The sequence below is a fragment of the Psychrobacter glacincola genome (genome assembly GCF_904846215.1).
Classification (GTDB): Bacteria; Pseudomonadota; Gammaproteobacteria; order Pseudomonadales; family Moraxellaceae; genus Psychrobacter; species Psychrobacter glacincola.
The window spans coordinates 12,879-33,184 of the sequence record NZ_CAJGZK010000024.1 but is presented as its reverse complement, the minus strand read 5'-3'; the positions used below and the strand labels follow the sequence as shown (position 1 = coordinate 33,184).

At 43.3% G+C, this 20,306-nt stretch carries 16 protein-coding genes; 8 read left to right on the top strand and 8 right to left on the bottom strand.

All coding sequences use genetic code 11. The annotated features are described in order from the left end of the window. Positions 1-63: 63 nt before the first annotated feature. Both JMW90_RS11790 and JMW90_RS11785 read left to right on the top strand, forming a co-directional pair. Complete coding sequence (locus JMW90_RS11790; RefSeq protein ID WP_201564423.1) at positions 64-1,848, top strand: acyl-CoA dehydrogenase C-terminal domain-containing protein; 1,785 nt, start codon at positions 64-66, stop codon at positions 1,846-1,848. A 373-nt stretch (positions 1,849-2,221) separates the two neighbouring features. Next, the gene (locus tag JMW90_RS11785; RefSeq protein WP_201564422.1) at positions 2,222-4,702 is read left to right on the top strand and encodes a site-specific recombinase; all 2,481 of its coding nucleotides are present in this window, start codon (positions 2,222-2,224) and stop codon (positions 4,700-4,702) included. A gap of 46 nt (positions 4,703-4,748) precedes the next feature. Here JMW90_RS11785 and JMW90_RS11780 read toward each other — a convergent pair whose 3' ends face one another. The 4 genes from JMW90_RS11780 to pdxA form a co-directional block, all read right to left on the bottom strand. Then, entirely contained in the window at positions 4,749-5,591 is an 843-nt protein-coding gene (locus JMW90_RS11780) for a symmetrical bis(5'-nucleosyl)-tetraphosphatase (RefSeq protein WP_201564421.1), read from the bottom strand. A gap of 304 nt (positions 5,592-5,895) precedes the next feature. Continuing rightward, the gene (gene rsmA, locus JMW90_RS11775; RefSeq protein WP_201564420.1) at positions 5,896-6,759 is read right to left on the bottom strand and encodes a 16S rRNA (adenine(1518)-N(6)/adenine(1519)-N(6))-dimethyltransferase RsmA; all 864 of its coding nucleotides are present in this window, start codon (positions 6,757-6,759) and stop codon (positions 5,896-5,898) included. A gap of 383 nt (positions 6,760-7,142) precedes the next feature. Then, on the bottom strand, positions 7,143-8,330 hold the full coding sequence (locus JMW90_RS11770) for a Shedu anti-phage system protein SduA domain-containing protein (protein WP_201564419.1): 1,188 nt from the start codon (positions 8,328-8,330) through the stop codon (positions 7,143-7,145). A 303-nt stretch (positions 8,331-8,633) separates the two neighbouring features. Continuing rightward, positions 8,634-9,743 (bottom strand): 4-hydroxythreonine-4-phosphate dehydrogenase PdxA, encoded by a 1,110-nt coding sequence (gene pdxA, locus JMW90_RS11765; protein WP_201564418.1) that lies wholly within the window; start codon positions 9,741-9,743, stop codon positions 8,634-8,636. 465 nt (positions 9,744-10,208) lie between these two features. Here pdxA and dnaB point away from each other — a divergent pair, with 465 nt between their 5' ends. From dnaB to argF, 3 genes are all read left to right on the top strand, one after another. Continuing rightward, positions 10,209-11,612, top strand: coding sequence for a replicative DNA helicase (gene dnaB, locus JMW90_RS11760; RefSeq protein ID WP_201564417.1), 1,404 nt, complete (start codon positions 10,209-10,211; stop codon positions 11,610-11,612). Between the two features lie 125 nt (positions 11,613-11,737). Continuing rightward, entirely contained in the window at positions 11,738-12,844 is a 1,107-nt protein-coding gene (gene alr / locus JMW90_RS11755; protein WP_201564416.1) for an alanine racemase, read from the top strand. Positions 12,845-13,055: 211 nt separating this feature from the next. Continuing rightward, positions 13,056-13,973 (top strand): ornithine carbamoyltransferase, encoded by a 918-nt coding sequence (gene argF, locus JMW90_RS11750; RefSeq protein WP_201564414.1) that lies wholly within the window; start codon positions 13,056-13,058, stop codon positions 13,971-13,973. 238 nt (positions 13,974-14,211) lie between these two features. Here argF and rpiA read toward each other — a convergent pair whose 3' ends face one another. From rpiA to JMW90_RS11730, 4 genes are all read right to left on the bottom strand, one after another. Further along, the gene (gene rpiA / locus JMW90_RS11745) at positions 14,212-14,871 is read right to left on the bottom strand and encodes a ribose-5-phosphate isomerase RpiA (protein ID WP_201564412.1); all 660 of its coding nucleotides are present in this window, start codon (positions 14,869-14,871) and stop codon (positions 14,212-14,214) included. A 145-nt stretch (positions 14,872-15,016) separates the two neighbouring features. After that, positions 15,017-16,321 (bottom strand): arsenic transporter, encoded by a 1,305-nt coding sequence (locus JMW90_RS11740; protein WP_201564410.1) that lies wholly within the window; start codon positions 16,319-16,321, stop codon positions 15,017-15,019. A gap of 173 nt (positions 16,322-16,494) precedes the next feature. Beyond that, positions 16,495-16,905: an arsenate reductase (glutaredoxin) gene (gene arsC / locus JMW90_RS11735; protein WP_201564408.1), complete on the bottom strand. Its 411-nt coding sequence runs from the start codon at positions 16,903-16,905 to the stop codon at positions 16,495-16,497. Positions 16,906-16,963: 58 nt separating this feature from the next. Further along, positions 16,964-17,410: an ArsR/SmtB family transcription factor gene (locus JMW90_RS11730; RefSeq protein ID WP_265089242.1), complete on the bottom strand. Its 447-nt coding sequence runs from the start codon at positions 17,408-17,410 to the stop codon at positions 16,964-16,966. Between the two features lie 359 nt (positions 17,411-17,769). Here JMW90_RS11730 and ilvA point away from each other — a divergent pair, with 359 nt between their 5' ends. The 3 genes from ilvA to JMW90_RS11715 all read left to right on the top strand — a co-directional run bounded on the left by ilvA (position 17,770) and on the right by JMW90_RS11715 (position 20,169). After that, the gene (ilvA, locus tag JMW90_RS11725) at positions 17,770-19,323 is read left to right on the top strand and encodes a threonine ammonia-lyase, biosynthetic (protein ID WP_201564406.1); all 1,554 of its coding nucleotides are present in this window, start codon (positions 17,770-17,772) and stop codon (positions 19,321-19,323) included. A gap of 179 nt (positions 19,324-19,502) precedes the next feature. Further along, positions 19,503-19,655 (top strand): FMN-binding negative transcriptional regulator, encoded by a 153-nt coding sequence (locus JMW90_RS11720; RefSeq protein ID WP_201564404.1) that lies wholly within the window; start codon positions 19,503-19,505, stop codon positions 19,653-19,655. A 73-nt stretch (positions 19,656-19,728) separates the two neighbouring features. Next, positions 19,729-20,169, top strand: a complete 441-nt coding sequence (locus tag JMW90_RS11715) for an RNA-binding S4 domain-containing protein (RefSeq protein ID WP_201564402.1) — start codon at positions 19,729-19,731, stop codon at positions 20,167-20,169. The last annotated feature ends 137 nt before the right edge of the window (positions 20,170-20,306 follow it).

Sequence of the window (20,306 nt, the reverse complement as noted above, 5' to 3'; positions counted from 1 at the left end):
AAAAAGAACAACCGATAATCTTAATGTATTTAATTTTTATTCATTTGAACCAAAGGAATGTTTATGGCTGTTTATAACGCCCCTCTTAACGACATGCGCTTTATTTTGACTGACGTATTTAAAGCCCATGAATTTTGGCAAAATAACGAAAATCTAGCTCATGTCGACATGGAAACGGTCGATATGATTTTGGAAGAAATGGCAAAACTGACCAAAAATGTTCTGCTACCTATCAACCGTAGCGGTGATGAAGAAGGTGCAACCTTTCAAGGTGATGGCGTCGTTACTACTCCGACTGGCTTTAAAGAAGCTTATAAGCAGTATGCAGAATCTGGCTGGGTCGGCTTAAGTGGTAACGCTGAATATGGCGGTCAAGGTTTCCCCAAAATGGTGACCATGCTCACCGAAGAGATGGTTTTCACTGCTAATCAATCATTCGCCCTCTACCCCAACCTTACCGTTGGCGCGACATTGTGTCTCAATGCTGCTGGCTCAGAAGAGCAAAAGCAAACCTATCTAGAAAAAATGTATAACGGTGACTGGGCGGGCACCATGTGCTTGACAGAACCACATGCTGGTACTGACTTAGGTATCATCAAAACCAAAGCTATCCCTAACGATGACGGTAGCTATGACATCTCTGGTACCAAAATCTTTATCACAGGCGGTGAGCATGACCTTACTGACAACATCATTCATTTGGTATTGGCAAAAACGCCGAACGCACCAGAAGGCTCAAAGGGTATCTCACTGTTTGTGGTACCGAAATTCTTGGTTAATGAAGATGGTAGCTTAGGCGAGCGTAACACCTTGGCTGTTGGTTCTATCGAGCACAAAATGGGTATCAAAGCCTCAGCTACTTGTGTGATGAACTTTGACAGTGCCAAAGGTTGGATGGTTGGTGCCGAAAACACGGGGCTGTCTTCTATGTTCATTATGATGAACTATGAGCGTGTCACTATGGGTCTACAAGGTCTTGGTGGTGCTGAGCTTGCTTACCAAAATGCGGCGCTATATGCCAATGACCGTGGTCAAGGTCGTAGCGACACTCAGCTGCAAAGCCCAGAAAAACCAGCTGATGCAATTATCCACCATGCCGATGTACGCCGCATGTTGTTAAATGCTAAAACCAATACTGAAGCATCACGTTGCTTTGCGATGTATGTCGCCAAAAACCTTGATGAAGAAAAGTTTAGTACCGATCCAGAAGCTGCTCAAGCTGCTGCCGCTCGCGTTGCCCTACTGACGCCAGTTGCCAAAGCATTCTTGACTGACAAAGCGCTAGAAGCGACGATTGATTGCCAACAAGTATTCGGTGGTCACGGCTATATCCGCGAATGGGGTATGGAGCAAATCGTTCGTGATACCCGTATTGCGCAGATTTATGAAGGCACCAATGGTATTCAAGCGCTTGATCTACTAGGTCGTAAAGTGGCGAAAAATAACGGCAAATACGTCACCAACTTCTTAGGTGAGATTCGTGAGTTTGTCAATAATATGCAAGCGGATCATGGTATCAAGCAAGCAACACTGGACGCTGCAGATACGATAGAAACCCTTACCCAAACAGTACTGGCCAATATTGGCGAGCGTAAAAACGAAATCAATGGCTGTGCCGTTGACTATATGCATGCCTTTGGCTATCTATGCTACTCGTACATGTTTGCGTTAATGGTAGAAGCTGCTAACGGCAAAGAAGGCGAGTTCTACACCAACAAAGCTAAGCTTGCTGATTACTTCGTCGGTCGCGTGTTGCCACGTATTGATGCTCATGCTCAGATGGTTCAAGCAGGTAGTGATCCGATGATGAACTTTGACCTTAATTACTTTGATGTACCTGCTAGCTAATTGCTTACTTTTATAATAAAGTAAGCCCTACCGCACTACGATAAAAGGGACAGTCACACTACTGTCCCTTTTTTTGCCAAAAATATCGCCATAGAAATCGACACTACCATCAACACAATATCTGCTAACAAAATAGTTGACCACTGATGCGCCGTTACGATTAAAATAACGCAAAACCTGGATTAAACTTAATAAAAATATCCCAAAATTTATCAATGAATGCACTGTCAATTAACAAGCGGTAAATTAATAAAGACATATATCGCAACAGTGACAGCCACAGCCACAGCCACAGCCATCACTACAAGCACATATATCGTTGCACCTACTGAATAATAACAATGATTGAAATAACCACCATAAGGGATACGATGTGTCAGAGATAAAACACATTTTACAACAGATTACTGCCTTAAGTGATGTGCCAGATCCTGCGGTACTTAAGCGCTTAATCGATAAGCTACGAGTGAGTGATAAAGAGCCCGCTTTAGCCAATCAGAATATTCAAGATCTCATTGAGGTTTTACGTCAGCATCCAGAATATGGCGACGGACTGTCAAGTTTCGTCTTAAAACTTATTATTGAATATCGCCAAATCGCTCTTTATACCGATACTGGCATTATGTCAGACCAGGGTTTCTTTTACAGTTTGCGCCGTCTGATTGGTCATCGTTTTTTGCCACTGCTGCCACAAGAAGATTCTGTCGTAGAATTGGTTGGTTATTTATTTGATAGGCGCTCTGATGAGCACTGGCTTGCCAATATCGAAAAAGAAAAGTGGGATGAGCTGGTCGGCCTACTCAAAGTCAATGAGCAGCATTTAAACTTAGTCGCGACGGCAAAAAACAGTATTTTGAATGCGATTATTATTTTATCTTATCGTATCAGCGGCATTGGCTTGCATCCAGACTTGATGGAATCTTACCCGCAAATGCTGAATTACTCAGCGTCATTCGTAGCACAAAATCAAGAAGCGGTCTTGTACGTCAATCAGTACCGAGAAGCACATGAGCTTGATACCTTAACCGATATCATTCCCGAAAAAGCTGTGGATCCAGCGCCTTTATTGGTCATGATTGAACAATGCGAGGATATTGTTGCCACCATACGCAAGCGCATTTATAAAACCGGCATCTCTATTCGTCTAACCAACATGATGCTACGCTTGGATCAAAGCTTACAGCGTATGCGCATCTTAACTGAGCTGGTAGCAAACAACTACGATAAGCGTGATCGGGCAATAATTGAATTGATTCAAACGCTGATTACGACTGCCAGTCACCGTTATAGCATCGGCTATTTGATTGACAATAATACCAAGCTGCTGTCACGTAAAGTGACTGAAAACGCCAGTCGCGTCGGTGAGCACTATATCAGTACCGATAAGAGCGGCTATCAAAAGATGTTTAGAAAAGCCTCTATAGGCGGTTTTATTATTGCTTTTATGGCAACCCTCAAGATCGTGACCTATCATTTAGCGCTAGCACCGATGGGACGCGCCTTTATTAATAGTATGATTTATGGTTTGGGCTTCGTTTTTATTCATATTGTTCATGGTACGGTCGCCACCAAACAGCCTGCCATGACAGCAGCAGCTATCGCTTCCACCATATCGGACAGCTCGGGCAAAAAATCACATCAGTTAAATAAGCTGTCTGAATTGGTGGTCGATATTTTACGTACCCAGTTTATTGCCATCATGGGTAATATTATGGTGGCAATACCAGTCGCCCTGATTATCTCTTTTGCTTGGTTACAATATACCGGCGCGCCGATGATTAATACAGATAAGGCCGCACACCTACTTCATGACCTCGACCCTTTTCGCTCGCTGGCTTTGCCACATGCTGCCATTGCTGGGGTATATTTATTTTTATCGGGTCTGATTGCGGGCTATTATGACAATTTGGCGGTCTACAACCAAATAGGCGCCCGTATTCAGCGTCATAAGCTATTACAGTACTTATTACCCAAAGCATGGCTACAGCGTTTAAGCGGCTTTATAGAAGCCAATCTTGGCGCCATCATGGGTAACTTTATATTTGGGGTATTCTTAGGAAGTACCGCAACGATTGGTTTCTTATTTGGCTTACCGATTGATATTCGCCATATTGCTTTTGCCTCCGCAAACTTGGCTCATGGCTTATTTAATCTCTCATCGAATCAACTAGACTGGGAGGTTGTGCTGCTTTCTGTCTTGGGCGTTTTACTTATTGGCATGGTCAACTTAATTGTCAGCTTTTCATTGGCGCTATTTGTCGCATTACGCTCAAAAGAAGTAAAGTTCGTCGATTGGAGTCGCTTGACCAAGCAGCTCTTTAGCCACTTAATGACGCACCCTTCAGACTTCTTTTGGCCACGTGACAAACCGATGAAGTATGCACGTATTGACAGCCAAGGTCAGATGATTTTTGATGATACGGCACCACAAAATAGCAATCAGCCCATTCCCAAAAACTATGTGGTAAGGCGATTATCTGATGTCAAAGTACTACCAAGGTCCTTGCAAAAAAAGACACCAGAGGAGCAGGCGGTCATCGATATACATTATGCTAATCCATCAGCAGAGCATCAGCTGAATCCAGAAATGAGCAGCCGTGAGGCGCATACCACTGTCAACACACCAGCCATGAATAAAACCATTGAGCTTGATGATGGTCTGACAGAGGAAGCTCTCAGTAGTGTCCCTTATCGTCAGGACATTGAATATGATAAGACGCATGCCGCGTTTGATGACAATAATCCAACGCCCCCTGATCTTATAAGCCATGATAGCCACCCTGACAGTAAAGTCGCAGGCGACGCCAAAACACCGTTACCTAAACCAAAAAAACCACCAAATTTACCCAGTTAATGGGTTAATTTGGTGGCTTCACTGGTTTTTTGCAATCTCTAAAAAACTAAGAAGACGTGGGCAAGCACTGCGCATTTGACGTCAGGGTTTTGCCATCACTCAAACGATAGGCAATCAGATAATTGCCCCACACACAGCCGCCATCCAGTGCGCGTGCATAAGGCAAATCAACCTCACCTTTGAGCGCGGCCCAATGACCAAATAACACCTTACGCGTGCGCGGCACTTGCCATTCAAACCAAGGCAAAAACCCTTCTGGCATGCGCTCATCTAGTGCTGAGGTAAAGCTAAATTCAAGTAACCCATCCTGCTGACATAAGCGCATACGAGTAAAATAATTGGCTATCGCCCGCATTTTCGTAAACCCATGAATGTCTGCATGCCACTCATCTGCCGTCTTGCTATAGAGATTTGGTAACAATCTATCAAGCTGCTTTAGATGACCACGTAGCTGTGACTCTAACTGCCGTGCATAATGTGCGGCCTCCTCAATACTCCAGTGCGGTGGGATACCCGCATGCACCAGCACTGTATGCTCATCAGGATAAGCCAATAATGGCTGATGGCGTAGCCACTCCAGCAAATCATCACCATCATCGGCAGCAAAAATCGGGGAGGTCTTATCTTTTTTCTTAATTTTCGTCGCACCGCGCCAGACAGCTAGCAAATTAATGTCATGATTGCCAAGTACTGTAGCGGCGGCCCCTTGCTCACATAATGATTTGACATGACGCAAGGTATTTAACGAGTCCTCGCCGCGTGCCACTAAGTCACCGGCAAACCATAATTTATCTTGCGCAGGATCAAAATCCAATGTTTCAAGTAGCTGAAGATACGCCGCATAGCAGCCTTGTAAATCACCGATGACATACTGATGACGAAAACTCATAAACCCTCAATGATTTTTATATGATAGCTTTTAAATACAGTTGATCCACTTTTAAAAGAGTGCAGCACTACTGGGGTTAATGATTCGCAGCCTCTGTCTGCTAGCTACAGCAAGCAAGAAAAATTAACCCCAGTCGTGCTTTATAATATTTGTATTTCTTTTATTTAGGACTGACTATAATGTTTAAATGGCTTTTAGATATTTGTGATTATCTGGTACTTTTTAACCATTAAATCAAAACTATTTACTTGATGGTCAAAATAGCACCCGTCTACTGTCTCTGTGCCAGTGGGACATTAATACATTATACCGGCACAGTGCGCGCCTGATTGCTTAGCCTCACAAAATCTTTCACGCTCAAGGTTTCAGGACGGGCTTGTGGGTGGATGGCACAAGCCGCAAAATCGTCTTCGCTCAACGTCGGTAATAGCGTTGATTTTTTAAAGATAGCGCGCAATGTCTTACGGCGATGATTAAAGGTTTCGCGCACCACCAATGCAAAATAGTCTTCATCTTCTGCCACGACCGGCTTATTAATATGCGGGGTCAGACGAAAAACAGCACTGGTCACTTTTGGCGGCGGATTAAAGGCACCGCGCGGTACGGTGAGTAGATAATCCGTATGGCAATGATATTGCATAATGACAGATAGGCGACCATAAGTTTTATTACCAACATCGGCAGTGATACGCTCGACCACTTCTTTTTGCAGCATAAAATGCATGTCTTGAATCACATCAGCATAACTGAGCAGATGAAAGAGTATCGGCGTAGAGATGTTATACGGTAGATTACCGACTACCCGCAGCTTGCCGCGCTGCTCGCTATAAAGCTCTCGATAATCTACGTGCATGGCATTGTCTTTGATAATCGTGAAATCCGGATGGCTATTAGCCCCAATACGAATACGCAAGCTATCGGCCAAATCCCGATCCAGCTCTATCACAGTCATTGCATCCACTTCTGCCAATAGCGGCTCAGTCAATGCGCCCATACCCGGTCCAATCTCAATCAAATTATCATCGCGCTCTAGACGAATGCTCTCAACAATCTCACGGATAACACTACGGTCATGTAAGAAATTTTGACCAAAGCGTTTACGCGGTTGGTGTTTGGCAGCTTTTAAGCTGTTGGAAATGCTCTGTGCATCAAATGTAGTTTTTGACATAGAATAGTCTTAATGAGTAAGAGGTAAAAGTGAGCAATGACGATAAAATGAGTGTTTTATTGGGATGAATTATATCACAGCTTATTATTTGACTGTGTTTTTGAGATATTTGATCCGTAAACTACCCATACCTTGGCGCAACCGACACAGTAGCTTTTTTGTTCTAAACCATTTGCTATAATATGGTTGTATATACGGTTCCCTAGTGACGACTTGAATCTTCGGCTGTAGGCTACTAGTATCAATGTTTTAACTCGCTGAAATACTCACAGGGTACTTCATGGTGTACAGAAAGTTAGTTTTTCGAGGATAGATTGAGTTATTCGCGATTGCCATAAGTACCATCATGTGAGTAAAGTTGAATTTTCCTGATAAGCAAACATTTATACCTTAGTTTTAACGAGTGGCCAAGCACGCAAAATTGGTTTGAATGCATCTAATTCTTGTCCCATATCACCTGACGATTGTCGAATCATATAATCCTTTGGTTTGAACTCAAGACAATGAGAAGTTTTGCTAATTTTTTGTTGAAAATAGCGAAAAGTATTTAACTTATCAATTAAGCTTAGAGTTTTGTTAACTGCGTAGTGCTCTAACATATAGAAATGCGCTCCGTTGTTTCCGTTTGAATCTGCACCAAGAGTAAAAAACTCTATCTTAGGAAATAGTTTTAATGCACCCCTACTTAAACGAAGCTCAGACTCAATATTGTTAACGTTTAGCGACATGTATGTACCACTTGAGTCATTCGAAAACTCAAATCTGATATAGTGTGGCCCTATCCCATCTAAGCGTGCTTTAAGCGAGTGAATCTCCTGCCGGGAATCAAAGCACTCAAAAATAATCTCGTTGTTATTTAGACAAACTGAAATTCGATCAGTGTTTGCAGAACCGTAATCTGCAATGAACGTTTTTCCAGACGCTTGCATATCTCCAAAATAAATATGTGTTACGAAGCACCACCCATCACGCGATAAGCTATCGCTTCTCCCGATTGAATACGCTTTGACCATACGCTCAAAAAGATCATCATAGAAAACTATCTCGGTCGGTACTTTTCGTTGTGCCATAATAGAGTTAACAAGATGTGTGTCGTTCTCAGCGCTAAGTGCATAAATAAGTTTCGCACGGTAATCAGAAGTTTTAGAGACATTAAGCACTTTCTTGACTACATCCCTAGCCTCTCGATTCTGTCTTATAGACTCAACATACTCAGTTGTTTGCGAAATATAGCCTTCAGCTATAGCTTTGAACTTTGCTCTATTACCATCATTTCGACTGGTTGTAATATTTCCCACAAAAGGCGTTTTTAGTTCTACAACAGTCAAGATCCCAGCTTCGATTTCTGCTCCAATGAAATCAGGTTCAGGATTAAAATTTCTATCTTCATCAAATGGCAGAGTATTTGGCGAACTTTTTTCAAACGACGCTGCTGTATCTATTCCGAGCACAGTGAAAATAGCAGGATGCTGTTCAAAAAGCCTTTGATAGGAGGCCTCCTCGTTATTCTTACTGGCTAAAAGGCAATAAAAATCATAAATTGCAATCCAAAGTTGCTCAGCTGATGACATGTAGCTCAATCCTATGATATGTAGCACTCATTTATGTAGTTGTTGATTTTATAGCAGAGCAGCACCCGATATGAAAATATTATTAGAGCAAGTTTGTTATTTACCATCTAAAGTGAGATTGCAATCATACGCTATACCCCAAAGGAACCAGCTATTTCACCCTCTAAACCTATTAACAGACCACTTAAAACAGACTGGTATAATAGAACCACTTATATTAGGCCGTGTTTGATGATTCATAAAAGGTATTGCTGATACTAAAACTACCCAATACTGCGTGACAAATCTCGCCAAGGCATCGACTTATGCAAGAGGTCTATCAATGATTGATTTATCGGCCATCTCATTTGCCATGATGAGTGCTTGGTATAGGCTGGTTGCACTAGCGCCGCCACGTCCTGCCAAATCAAGCGCCGTACCATGATCGACCGAAGTGCGAATATAAGGCAACCCCAACGTTAGATTGACGGTATCACCAAAGCCGTGCGATTTAAGTACTGGCAAACCTTGGTCATGGTACATAGCGATAACGGCATCGCAGTTGGCTAAATGTCTCGGCGTAAATAACGTATCCGCTGGCATCGCCTCTGAGATATCGACACCTGCATCGATAAACTCTTGTAGCACGGGATTGATAATCTCAATCTCCTCGACTCCCAAATGTCCGCCTTCGCCTGCATGTGGATTGAGACCACAGACCAAAATACGTGGCTGTATTAAGCCAAATTTCTCACGCATATCATCGATGACGATTTGTACCGTTTGGCGTACATTATCGGCGGTGATGGCAGCAGGCACGTCTTTTAACGCCAAATGCGTCGTAACAAGCGCGACTTTCATGGCTTCATTGGCGAGCATCATGACGACTTTAGCACAGCCACTTTGCTGCATAAAAAATTCAGTATGACCGCTGAACATCGTGCCATCGAGCAATTTAATATCGGCATCTATCAACGCTGATTTTTGCAATGGACCCGTTACGATAGCGGCCACTGTTTTGTTGGCTGCCAGTTTATGCGCTATTTCCAACTGCTTTGCGACCATTGCAGAATTATTGATATCAATTTTCCCGCAAGCCACGAACGCAGCACAAGGAATATTGAATAAGATAAAAGCATTACCATCATTAACCGTGCCACCGTTAATTTCCTGCTGTGACATTTGATGTAAAAAATCATCGTCTTCTATAGTTGCTTCATGTGCATTGATCGTTTTCCAAGGTGGGCAGCTTTTGAGTATGCCCGCAGCAATAAGCTCATCGGCACGTTTTTGCATTGCCTTGCTATCTGCCGTGACCCAAACTGGGCGATCAAAATTTTGTAACTTACCTTCTGTGGCTAGCAGCAGTACGATGTCCATACCGATGCCCGCAGGTTCGCCAGTCGTGATGAGTAATGGTAATTTTTCTTGCATAGCAATAACATCCTATTATTATATTAAGTAGCTGATTCTATTTTATTTTTTATGATAAATGAGCGTATTTGAAGCTGTGTTATATGCCATGAACTTCATTTCATAGAAGCGTGCATTTTTATAGATAATTACTTATATGAGCCGAAAAAACGGCATAATGTGTTAAACTTTTGCTTTTGATTGTAGCATTTACTGGCAGGAGTGAGACGACGTTTTGGTACTTCTCTCATCGAGGTGCATCGCGTTTGCTTTGCTGTATCATGACTAAAATAAATACTTATATAGTTGATCCACTTTTAAAAGAATATAGCCCTGCTAGAATTCATGGTTCGTAGCCCATGCCGGCTAGCTACAGCAAGCAAGCAAAATGCATCCCAGTAGTGCGTTATAATATTGTATTTCTTTTATGTAGAACAAACTATACCAAATATCCATCTATACCGACTTTTGAAACATTAGGCACTCATGGCAGATACCGACAAAACCGACGACTTACTCAATCAGACACCGCCGCACAATATCGATATTGAAAAGGCCTTGCTGGCGTCTTTGATGAGTATCGAAGAGGCATATGACAAAATTGCAGATATCGTCACCAAAGACGACTTTTATGCGGGGCGACACCAATATATTTTTGATAGTATCGCCCATTTAGCCGCCGTCAATGAGCCTTATGATACGGTCATGGTGCATGATTGGTTAGAGGCGCAAAAACTGCTCAAAAGCGCTGGTGGTGACAGTTATTTGGCAGATATTTTGAGCCAAAGTCCGGCGACTTTATTTAACCTGACGGCTTACGCCCAGCGTGTGCGCGAGCTGTCTACGCTACGTCAGCTCATTACTACCGGTAATGATATGTTGACCCTTGCCTACAATCCCAAAGACCAAACCGTCAGTGATATTTTGGATAACGTAGAAGCAAAGATATTTAGCATCAATGAGCAGCATAACAAACGTGCTGAGCAGCGTGGACCTGTCGGTATTACCGCCGTATTGACCAATGTTATTGATAAAATCCAAGAGCTTAAATCAAACCCAGATGGCATGATTGGTCTGCAAACCCCATTTGTTGAGCTTAATAATAAAACCCAAGGCTTGCAAGCAGGCGATTTGGTCATTGTGGCTGCACGTCCATCAATGGGTAAAACCACCTTTGCCATGAACTTGGCAGAAGGGATTTTATTTAATGAAGATTTGCCCGTGGTGGTATTTTCGATGGAGATGCCAGCAGAATCTATCGTAATGCGTTTGCTATCATCATGGGGCGCGATTAATCAGACGCACCTGCGCTCTGGACAAATGAATGAAGATGAATGGGCAAAAATGATGAACGCCATTCAGCATTTGCAATCAAAGCATCTTTATATTGATGACAGTACAGCCTTGCCGCCGTCAGAGCTGCGCTCACGCTGCCGCCGTATTGCCAAAAATCATGATGGCAAGCTTGGCGCTATTATCGTCGATTATCTACAATTAATGAAAGTTCCTGGTCTTGATACCAACCGTGTTGGAGAGATATCTGAGATTTCTCGGAGTTTAAAGGCGCTGGCCCGTGAGCTTGAATGTCCAGTCATCGCCTTATCGCAGCTTAACCGTAGTCTAGAGAATCGCCCTAATAAGCGCCCTATTATGTCGGATTTGCGTGAATCTGGTGCGATTGAGCAGGATGCGGATTTGATTATGTTCATCTACCGTGATGAGGTTTATAATGAGAATACAGACCATAAAGGCGTGGCTGAAATCATCATTGGCAAACAGCGTAACGGTCCTATCGGCACCATACGTTTGGGTTTTGAAGGTCAATTTACCCGCTTTATCAATCTGACGCCAGAATACTATCAAAATGCCAGTTTCGAGAATGACGAATAATAACTGTTTCAAATAAACGCTAGAATATTATTGATTAATAATTTCTACCAATAGCCAGTGATTTATCAGCCGATGATGAGTCACTGGCTTTATTATTTTATAACTTTTCTAAAAAGAAGATGATTATGCGCACTATCACTATTAAACCAGCAGCTATCACCCATAATCTTAATCAAGTTAAAAAACTGGCACCAACCTCTAAAGTACTTGCTATGGTAAAAGCCAATGCTTATGGACATGGGGTTGCTGCTGTCTTGCCTGCGCTGCAACAAGCCGATGGTGTGGGTGTAGCAACGTTGATAGAGGCTCTGGAGGCACGAAAACTAGGATGGGACAAAACGATTGGTCTGATTGAAGGGGCGTTTACTGTCAATGAATGGCAACAAGCGATCGAACATGATATCAGCTGCGTGATTCATCATGCGCCGCAATTGACATGGGCATTAGCGCATATACCGCCTATTAATAGCGCCACTCGGGTCGTTTGGCTAAAGTACAATACCGGCATGAACCGCTTGGGCTTTAACGAGCAAACGCTTATTCCAGCAGCAAAGTTACTGCATCATGCTGGTTATCAGCTAATTTTGACCACCCACTTTGCCAATGCCGATAACCATTCGCATCCACTAAATGCCATTCAAATCCAGCGTTTTAATGACATGCTTAGCACTTTGCGAGAAACCATTAATTGCGATGTCAAAGGCTCACTGTGCAACTCTGCTGGTATCGTTAATTTCTCAAAGCATCATCATGATTGGGTACGTCCAGGCATCATGCTGTATGGTAGTGCGCCTGTCATTGATCAAAGCGCGTGTGAGCTAAATCTGCAACCGGCCATGGAATTCAGTGCTCAAATTATCGCTCTACAAACGGTCAACGCAGGTGATACTATTGGCTATGGTAGTCGCTGGCTGGCGCAGCAAGATACCAAAACTGCACTGGTCAGTATCGGCTATGGAGATGGCTACCCACGTATCATTGGTGATGATGTTTATGTTTCTGTCATTGATACCATAAACCATAAAAGCTATCCATGTGCCGTGATTGGGCGGGTCGCTATGGATATGATTGTCATCGATGTTAGCAACGTACCAGAGGGCATTGCCTTAAATAGCAAAGTGATACTATGGGGTGATACGCCACATGTCGATGAAGTCGCAGCTCATGCAGGTACGATTAGCTATGAGTTGCTGTGCCGCTTAAGCTTACGCCCTCAAAGACTACAGGGCTAATGATTGTCCCAGATAGCCACTCACTAAGTGCCTGTGTGCATGACTAAAAAATCAGAGTAAATTGAACATTTACATTGAGAGTAATTGCGCTATACTAAAAGTTTGTCGTTATCCCAGCATACGCACTGACGCCCTGATGTATTGACGCGATATAACTGCCGGCTGATAACCTATTATTTTTCACTGACTGTGTTCGACTGCTAGGATTGCTATGAGTTTGCGCCATTTTTTGACCTTATCTGATTTCACCAAACAAGAACTAGAAAACCTCATCAAACGCGGCAGTGAATTGCGCAAGATGCAACACGCAGGCGAGATATATCAGCCTTTTGTTGGTCGGACGCTCGGCATGATATTTGAGAAGTCCTCAACCCGTACGCGTATCTCGTTCGAGACCGGCATGGGACAATTTGGTGGTAGCGCTATCTTCTTATCGCCAAATGATACCCAGCTTGGACGCGGTGAGCCGCTTGAGGACTCCGCACGTGTCATCTCTAGTATGGTCGATATCATTATGATTCGCACCTTTGGTCACGAAAAAGTCGAAACCTTTGCAAAGTACTCAAGTGTTCCAATCATCAATGCTCTGACTGATGAATTTCATCCCTGCCAGCTACTGGCTGACATGCAAACTTATTATGAGCATCGCGGCAGTATCGAAAATAAAATCGTCACTTGGGTCGGTGATGGTAATAATATGTGCGCCTCATTTATGCAAGCTGCCCACCAGTTTGGTTTTGAGCTGCGTATTGCCGCGCCTTATGGCTTTGAACCTGACTCCGCACTGATGGAACGCTTCTCGCATTGTGTCAGCCTTGTCGAAAATGTCCAAGATGCGGCAAAAGATTCCAATCTGATTGTCACCGATGTATGGGCAAGTATGGGGCAAGAGTCTGAGCAAAATACGCGCGCACGTCGATTTGCGCCTTATCAAGTGACACCATCACTGCTCGATAAAGCCGATCCTGAAGTGGTATTTATGCACTGCTTGCCTGCGCATCGCGGCGAGGAAATCTCTCATGATATGCTAGATGATCCACGCTCTGTCGTATGGGATGAGGCTGAAAACCGCTTACATGCCCAAAAAGCTTTGATGGAGTTTTTGTTAAAAGATAAGATCAAACTATAGTCAGAGAAAAGTAATATCGATACATTATGCACTGCGGGTATCAATTTTTCTTGCTTGCTGTAGCTAGCCGACAGAGGCTGCAAAAAATTTATACCAGCAGTACCGTAGCGTTTCTAGAGATATTTTAACTATACCTTCATAAATATTGGTTTATAAAAACTAGCACGTATAAAAAAGGCAGACTACATTGATTGTAGTCTGCCTTTTTTATACGTATATCATACACAAGCACTATTAATTAACGAGTCAGTACTTCAACCCCATTACTGCTGGCTTTGAGCAATACATCGGCTTGATTGGCAGCAAAGATACCATTACAAACCACACCGACGATATTATTAAGCTGTTTCTCAAGCTCTACTGGATTACTGACATCTAAATCATAAGTATCCAAAATCACATTGCCATAATCGGTGACAAAGTCTTCACGATAAACCGGTTCACCGCCCATACGAGCTAATTGTCTGGCGACATAAGAGCGCGCCTGTGGCAGCACTTCTATCGGCACCGGGAACGCGCGTCCTAGTATCTCAACACTTTTACTAGCGTCAACCATACAAACAAATTTGTTCGACGCCGCAGCGACGATTTTTTCGCGTGTGAGCGCGCCGCCGCCACCTTTAATCAATTGCAAATGAGCATTTACTTCATCAGCACCATCAATATAGACATCAAGTGTACCGGCAAAATTTAAATCAACAATCTCGATACCAAGTGCGCGCAATTTATCTTCTGTCACCTGCGAGCTTGCCACCGCGCCCGCAAGTTTTAATGTCGGCAATAGCTCAATCAGACAACTGACTGTACTGCCCGTCCCCACGCCAAGTATCATGTCATCTTCGATATAACTTAGTGCGGCGCGGGCGGCGGCTTGCTTTTGGGCTTGCTGATCACTCATCATAAATCCTTGGCAAAATAGACGTATCGTTTTAAAAAAAGTAAATGGTAAAAGAGGTAAAATGCGTGCCTATTATAACCGATGACTTTGATGGATGTCAGCGTAATAGCGCCTCTAATAATAAGATATGACGTTAATCTTAAGACTAAGACAAATAGGGCAACCAAAATACCAAAGCCAACAGTGTTACCAATAATACTGGCGGCGTAATAATCAGACCAATCTTCATATACTGCCCCCAGCTGATTTTATAACCCTTTTCGGCTAGTACATGTAGCCATAATAAGGTCGCCAGACTGCCAATCGGCGTAAATTTGGGTCCCAAATCATTACCGATAATATTGGCATAAATCATCAGCTCGCGCGTCGCAGTCGGTACTTGGGCGCTATCAATCGCCAGTGCGCCTACTAAGGTAGAGGGCATATTATTCATAATAGATGCCACAATAGCGGAGAGAAACCCTGTCCCCAACGTTGCGATCAGTGCGCCTTGCTTTCCTAACCAAGTTAGTATTTGTGCGCCGTATGCGGTCAATCCTGCATTACCCAAGCCATAGACGACCAAGTACATACCGATTGAAAATAAAACGATCTGCCAAGGTGCTTTACGTACAATATCAGGCACAGACATCACGGCCCCGCGACCACCTTGCCAAAATCGCCCAGCAATCGCCATGAGCAGTAATGCCGCCGCACCAGTAATCAATGAAATAGCCATACCGAGCGACTCTATTGCAAAATAAGCGACAAGCAGCAAAGCCAATAGCGGAAAAGCGGCTTTAAAAACCAACGTATCTTTGATCGCTGACGCAGGTGCGCTAAGGTTGACCATTGAATAGTGTTTTGGAATATGGCGCGCATAAAATATCCATAGCACCACTAGCGTCGCCAATACAGAGGCGATATTGACCGGTACCATAACCGCGGCATAACGTCCAAAACCAATATCAAAATAGTTGGCACTGACGATATTAACCAGATTCGATGTCACCAATGGCAAACTTGCGGTATCAGCAATAAAGCCTGTCGCTATGATAAATGCCAACGCAGATGGTGCTGAAAAATCAAGCCGTAGCAATATCGCAATGACAATAGGCGTCAATAGTAATGCAGCACCATCATTGGCAAAAAACGCTGAGATAAAGGCACCCAACATCACAATCATAGGAAATAACAAACGCCCATGTCCATTACCCAACCTCGCCACATATAGCGCAGCCCAACCGAAAAACCCTGCCTCATCCAAAATAAGCGAGATGATAATCAGCGCAACAAAGGTAAAGGTCGCATCCCAGACGATGTCCCAGACGATACTAACATCAGATAATTGCACCACACCAAAAGCCAAGGCTACTAACGCCCCGCCCATCGCACTCCAACCAATACCCAAACCTTTAGGCTGCCATATTACTAGCCCTAAAGTGACAATAAAAATAATGAATGCGAGCATGGACAACCTTATAGAGGCAAACTTTATAGACGTGGGTCATTTACACCAATCAAAGGCTCAATATCGATAGGATGAATAAGACTTGCATCAATATTAGGTAAGTCAGCGATGTTTAGCTTATCAAAACCACCTTCATCCAAACCAATAGGCTCTGAAACCGTTACAGAGCCTCATCACGGACCTTTAACGTCACAAACAATCTCCCCATCTTCTTTGGTGAAACTGCTGACCGGATTGGCTAACAATGTAAACACTCGCTCTGATGGTCGACACAATGCTGCGCCTTTATCAGTGACTACGATAGGACGATTAATTAAGATAGGATGGGCAATCATCGCATCGATAATCTTATCATCAGATACTGCAGGGTTGTCTAGACCCAGCTCATCATTGATAGATTCTTTACTGCGTAACAGCTCTCGTGGCGAGAGTGCCATTTTTGCCAATAATTCAACCAAATACTCGCGGCTTGGCGGCGTTTTAAGATACTCAACTACTTCTGGATTCTCCCCTGACGCTTGCATAATGGCGAGCGTATTGCGAGAAGTACCACATTTTGGGTTGTGAAAAATCAATGATGTCATAGCACTCTCATTTATTTTTATGAATGTAGAATTGGGGCGTTCTTTGATTGGTGGTGATTCAACAGTGCGGCTGGTTATTCACATCATCTAATGTATTCATTGCACCGTTACTATCGGTTGAACAGCCATTTAAATTAATAACAAGAGCGGCACACAGCTCTGCATTTCCAGCACAGCAATCTTGCAATAAGAACTCAATGACTGCCTGCATATGTGATAAAGAAGCACGATAGATAATCTGGCGACTTTGGCGCTCTGATATCAGCCATCCTGCTCGTGCCAGCACGGCTAAGTGCGTTGACATCGTATTGTGTGGCACAGATAACTGGCGTGCAATTTCACCCGCAGCCAATCCTTTAGGCTCGTGACTGACCAATAGCCGAAATGCCTTTAAGCGGGTGTCTTGTGAGAGGGCGGCAAAACTTGTAATAGCATGAGTTATTTCCATATGTCCAATAATACAGACATATGGAAATAACTCAAGAATTTTTAGATAAACAATCAAAAAAACTCTTTTGTTTTTAACTTTCCTTTAGATTTCCCGCAATTGTTGCTCATCACTCACCAAAGCGTCTTAAAAACTGCAATTGTGTCTTGCAAGATGCTTAAAATCAGCATAGGCTAATCTATTTCATTTTTACCATTCTCTGCATTTTTTGGTAATTGTTATTGTTAATTGCCACTTATATAACCATATTCATTTATAAATATGGTCACTTATAAACATAATCATTTATAAACATAATCATTTATAAACATATTCATTTACAAACATATTCATTTACAAACATATTCATTTATAAACATATTCATTTATAAAAATAGTCACTTTTTATATTCATACACACAAGTCTAGGAATTTTTATGCTGTCACATTGGGTACGAGCCATCTTACAAGCCACCGTCTATGACGTTGCTATTCAAACACCACTTGAAGCGGCACCCAAGCTGACCCAGCGTTTTACTAATGACATTCGATTCAAACGCGAAGACCTGCAACCAGTCAAATCCTTTAAATTGCGCGGCGCTTATAACCGTATCAGCCAATTAAGCGACGAGCAAAAAGCACGCGGCGTGATTTGTGCCTCGGCAGGCAACCATGCTCAAGGCGTTGCGTATTCTGCCCGTAAACTTGCTCTGAACAATATCATTGTTATGCCAACCACCACCCCTGATATCAAGGTAGATGCCGTAAGAGCGCTTGGCGGTCATGTCGACTTGTATGGTGACAGTTTTGATGAAGCGAACCGCTATGCGATTGATCGCGCTGAGCGTGAAGGTCTGACTTTTATACCACCATACGACGACGAGCTGGTCATTGCCGGACAAGGTACTATCGGCCTTGAGCTGACCCAGCAGTGGCGCAATATGGATTATGTCTTTGTGGCAGTCGGTGGCGGTGGTCTCATCTCTGGCGTCGCTGCATTTTTGGGTGAAGTGGCCCCGCACATCAAAGTTATTGCCGTAGAGTCTGAGCAATCAGCTTGTTTAAAAGCCGCACTTGAGGCAAACGAGCGCGTCAAGCTTGAGCAAGTAGGACTGTTCGTCGATGGTGTGGCAGTCGCCCAAATCGGCGAATTGCCTTTTGATATTGTCCGTATGCAAAAGAGCGATCAATCCGGTCCTGTCGTCGAACCTGAAGTCGTGACTTGTACCAATGATGAAGTTTGTGCTGCCGTCAAAGATATTTTTGAAGAAAATCGTAGCATCGTTGAGCCTGCAGGCGCGCTGCCGGTCGCTGGTATGAAGAAATACCTTGAGACCCATAACATACAAGACAAAAATTGCGTCGCCATTATCTGCGGTGCCAATATGAATTTTGACCGCTTGCGCTATATCGCTGAACGTACTGAGATTGGTGAGAAAAAAGAAGCGATATTTGGCGTGACAATCCCTGAGCAGACTGGCGCTTTCTTAAACTTCTGCCGTAGTCTACACGGTCGTAATATCACTGAGTTTAACTACCGTGCCGATAGCAAAAAATCACCGGATTCTATGGAAGCTGCGGCGATTTTTGTTGGTATAGCCCTAAAAGAAGGTGACAAAGAGCGTCAAGTTATCCGTACACAATTGGCCGCTGATGGTTATACAGCGCACGACTTGACAGATGATGATGTCGCCAAATCACATATCCGTCATTTGATTGGTGGTCATGCGCATGTTGAAAATGAGCAATTGTTACAAGTCACTTTCCCAGAACGTCCGGGCGCTTTATTGACTTTTTTAGAAAAATTGGGTGATGATTTTAATATCACGCTTTTTCATTATCGCAATCATGGCGCAGCTGAAGGTCGAGTATTGGTAGGCTTGCAAGCTTCTGAGGGCAACTCGCGCCAACTACAAGATGCCTTGCTCGATATCGGCTATGATTGCAACATGCTCAATGACAATATTGGTTATCAGTTGTTTTTAAAGTAGTACTGATAAAGTAGTGCTAATAAAGTAGTGCTGATAAAGTAGCTTTTCATAAAGAGTTATAAATAAAACAAAGCTCATATAATACTGCAAGCGATCTCTCTTTTTAAGCGTGGTCGCTTATTGATGTTAGCAACTAATATTAGAAGCTGTTATTAACAACTTGATATATAGAGAATATCATGCACATCCCTTCAGTCTTTTGCGAAGAAAATTTTGATAGTATCATCGACTTTATTGCCGCAAAGCCCTTAGCGACTATCATTGCCCAGACCACTCAAGGCATTGAAGCTTGCCCTATCCCTAACAATGGCCGCAAAAGTTGCTACTCATAATAGCTGAGCGCCCTTTTAATCAGCAAAAAAGCCACCATTATTATCTTACGTTATTGATAGCTATGAGGTTTTGATGAGTAAACACAATAAAAATCACAATCAACCCAGTCATAGCAAACCTGATGCTGTGCGTATGCGTATTGATAAATGGCTATGGGCGGCACGCTTTTATCGGACGCGTAATCTTGCTAAAGAAGCCATCGAAAGTGGTCGCGTGCATTATGCTGGTAGCCGCGTAAAGACCAGTAAAGAGATTGCTGTTGGCGATGAATTGCAGATTCGTCAAGGCTCAGCGACTGCTATGACCGAAAAGACGGTCGTGGTTGAAGCATTAACCATGCAACGTGGTAATGCCACCGATGCGGAAGTCTTATATTCAGAAACTAAAGAAAGCATCGCTCGCCGTGACTATTATGCTGAGCAGCGCAAACTTGCCAACCTTGCTCGCCCAGATAATAAACCCAATAAAAAAGAGCGTCGGGATTTACAACGCTTTAGAAGTAACCAAGATTGAGACTATGAGCAACGCTGGTAATAGCCTTAAATCGCCGTAAAAACAATAGGGTTGGTAACTGTTCTTTATCTGCCTGACAGATTGACCCGATTGTTCACCCTCTGCCCTTGCCATTCAACGCATTAACCGTTACGCTA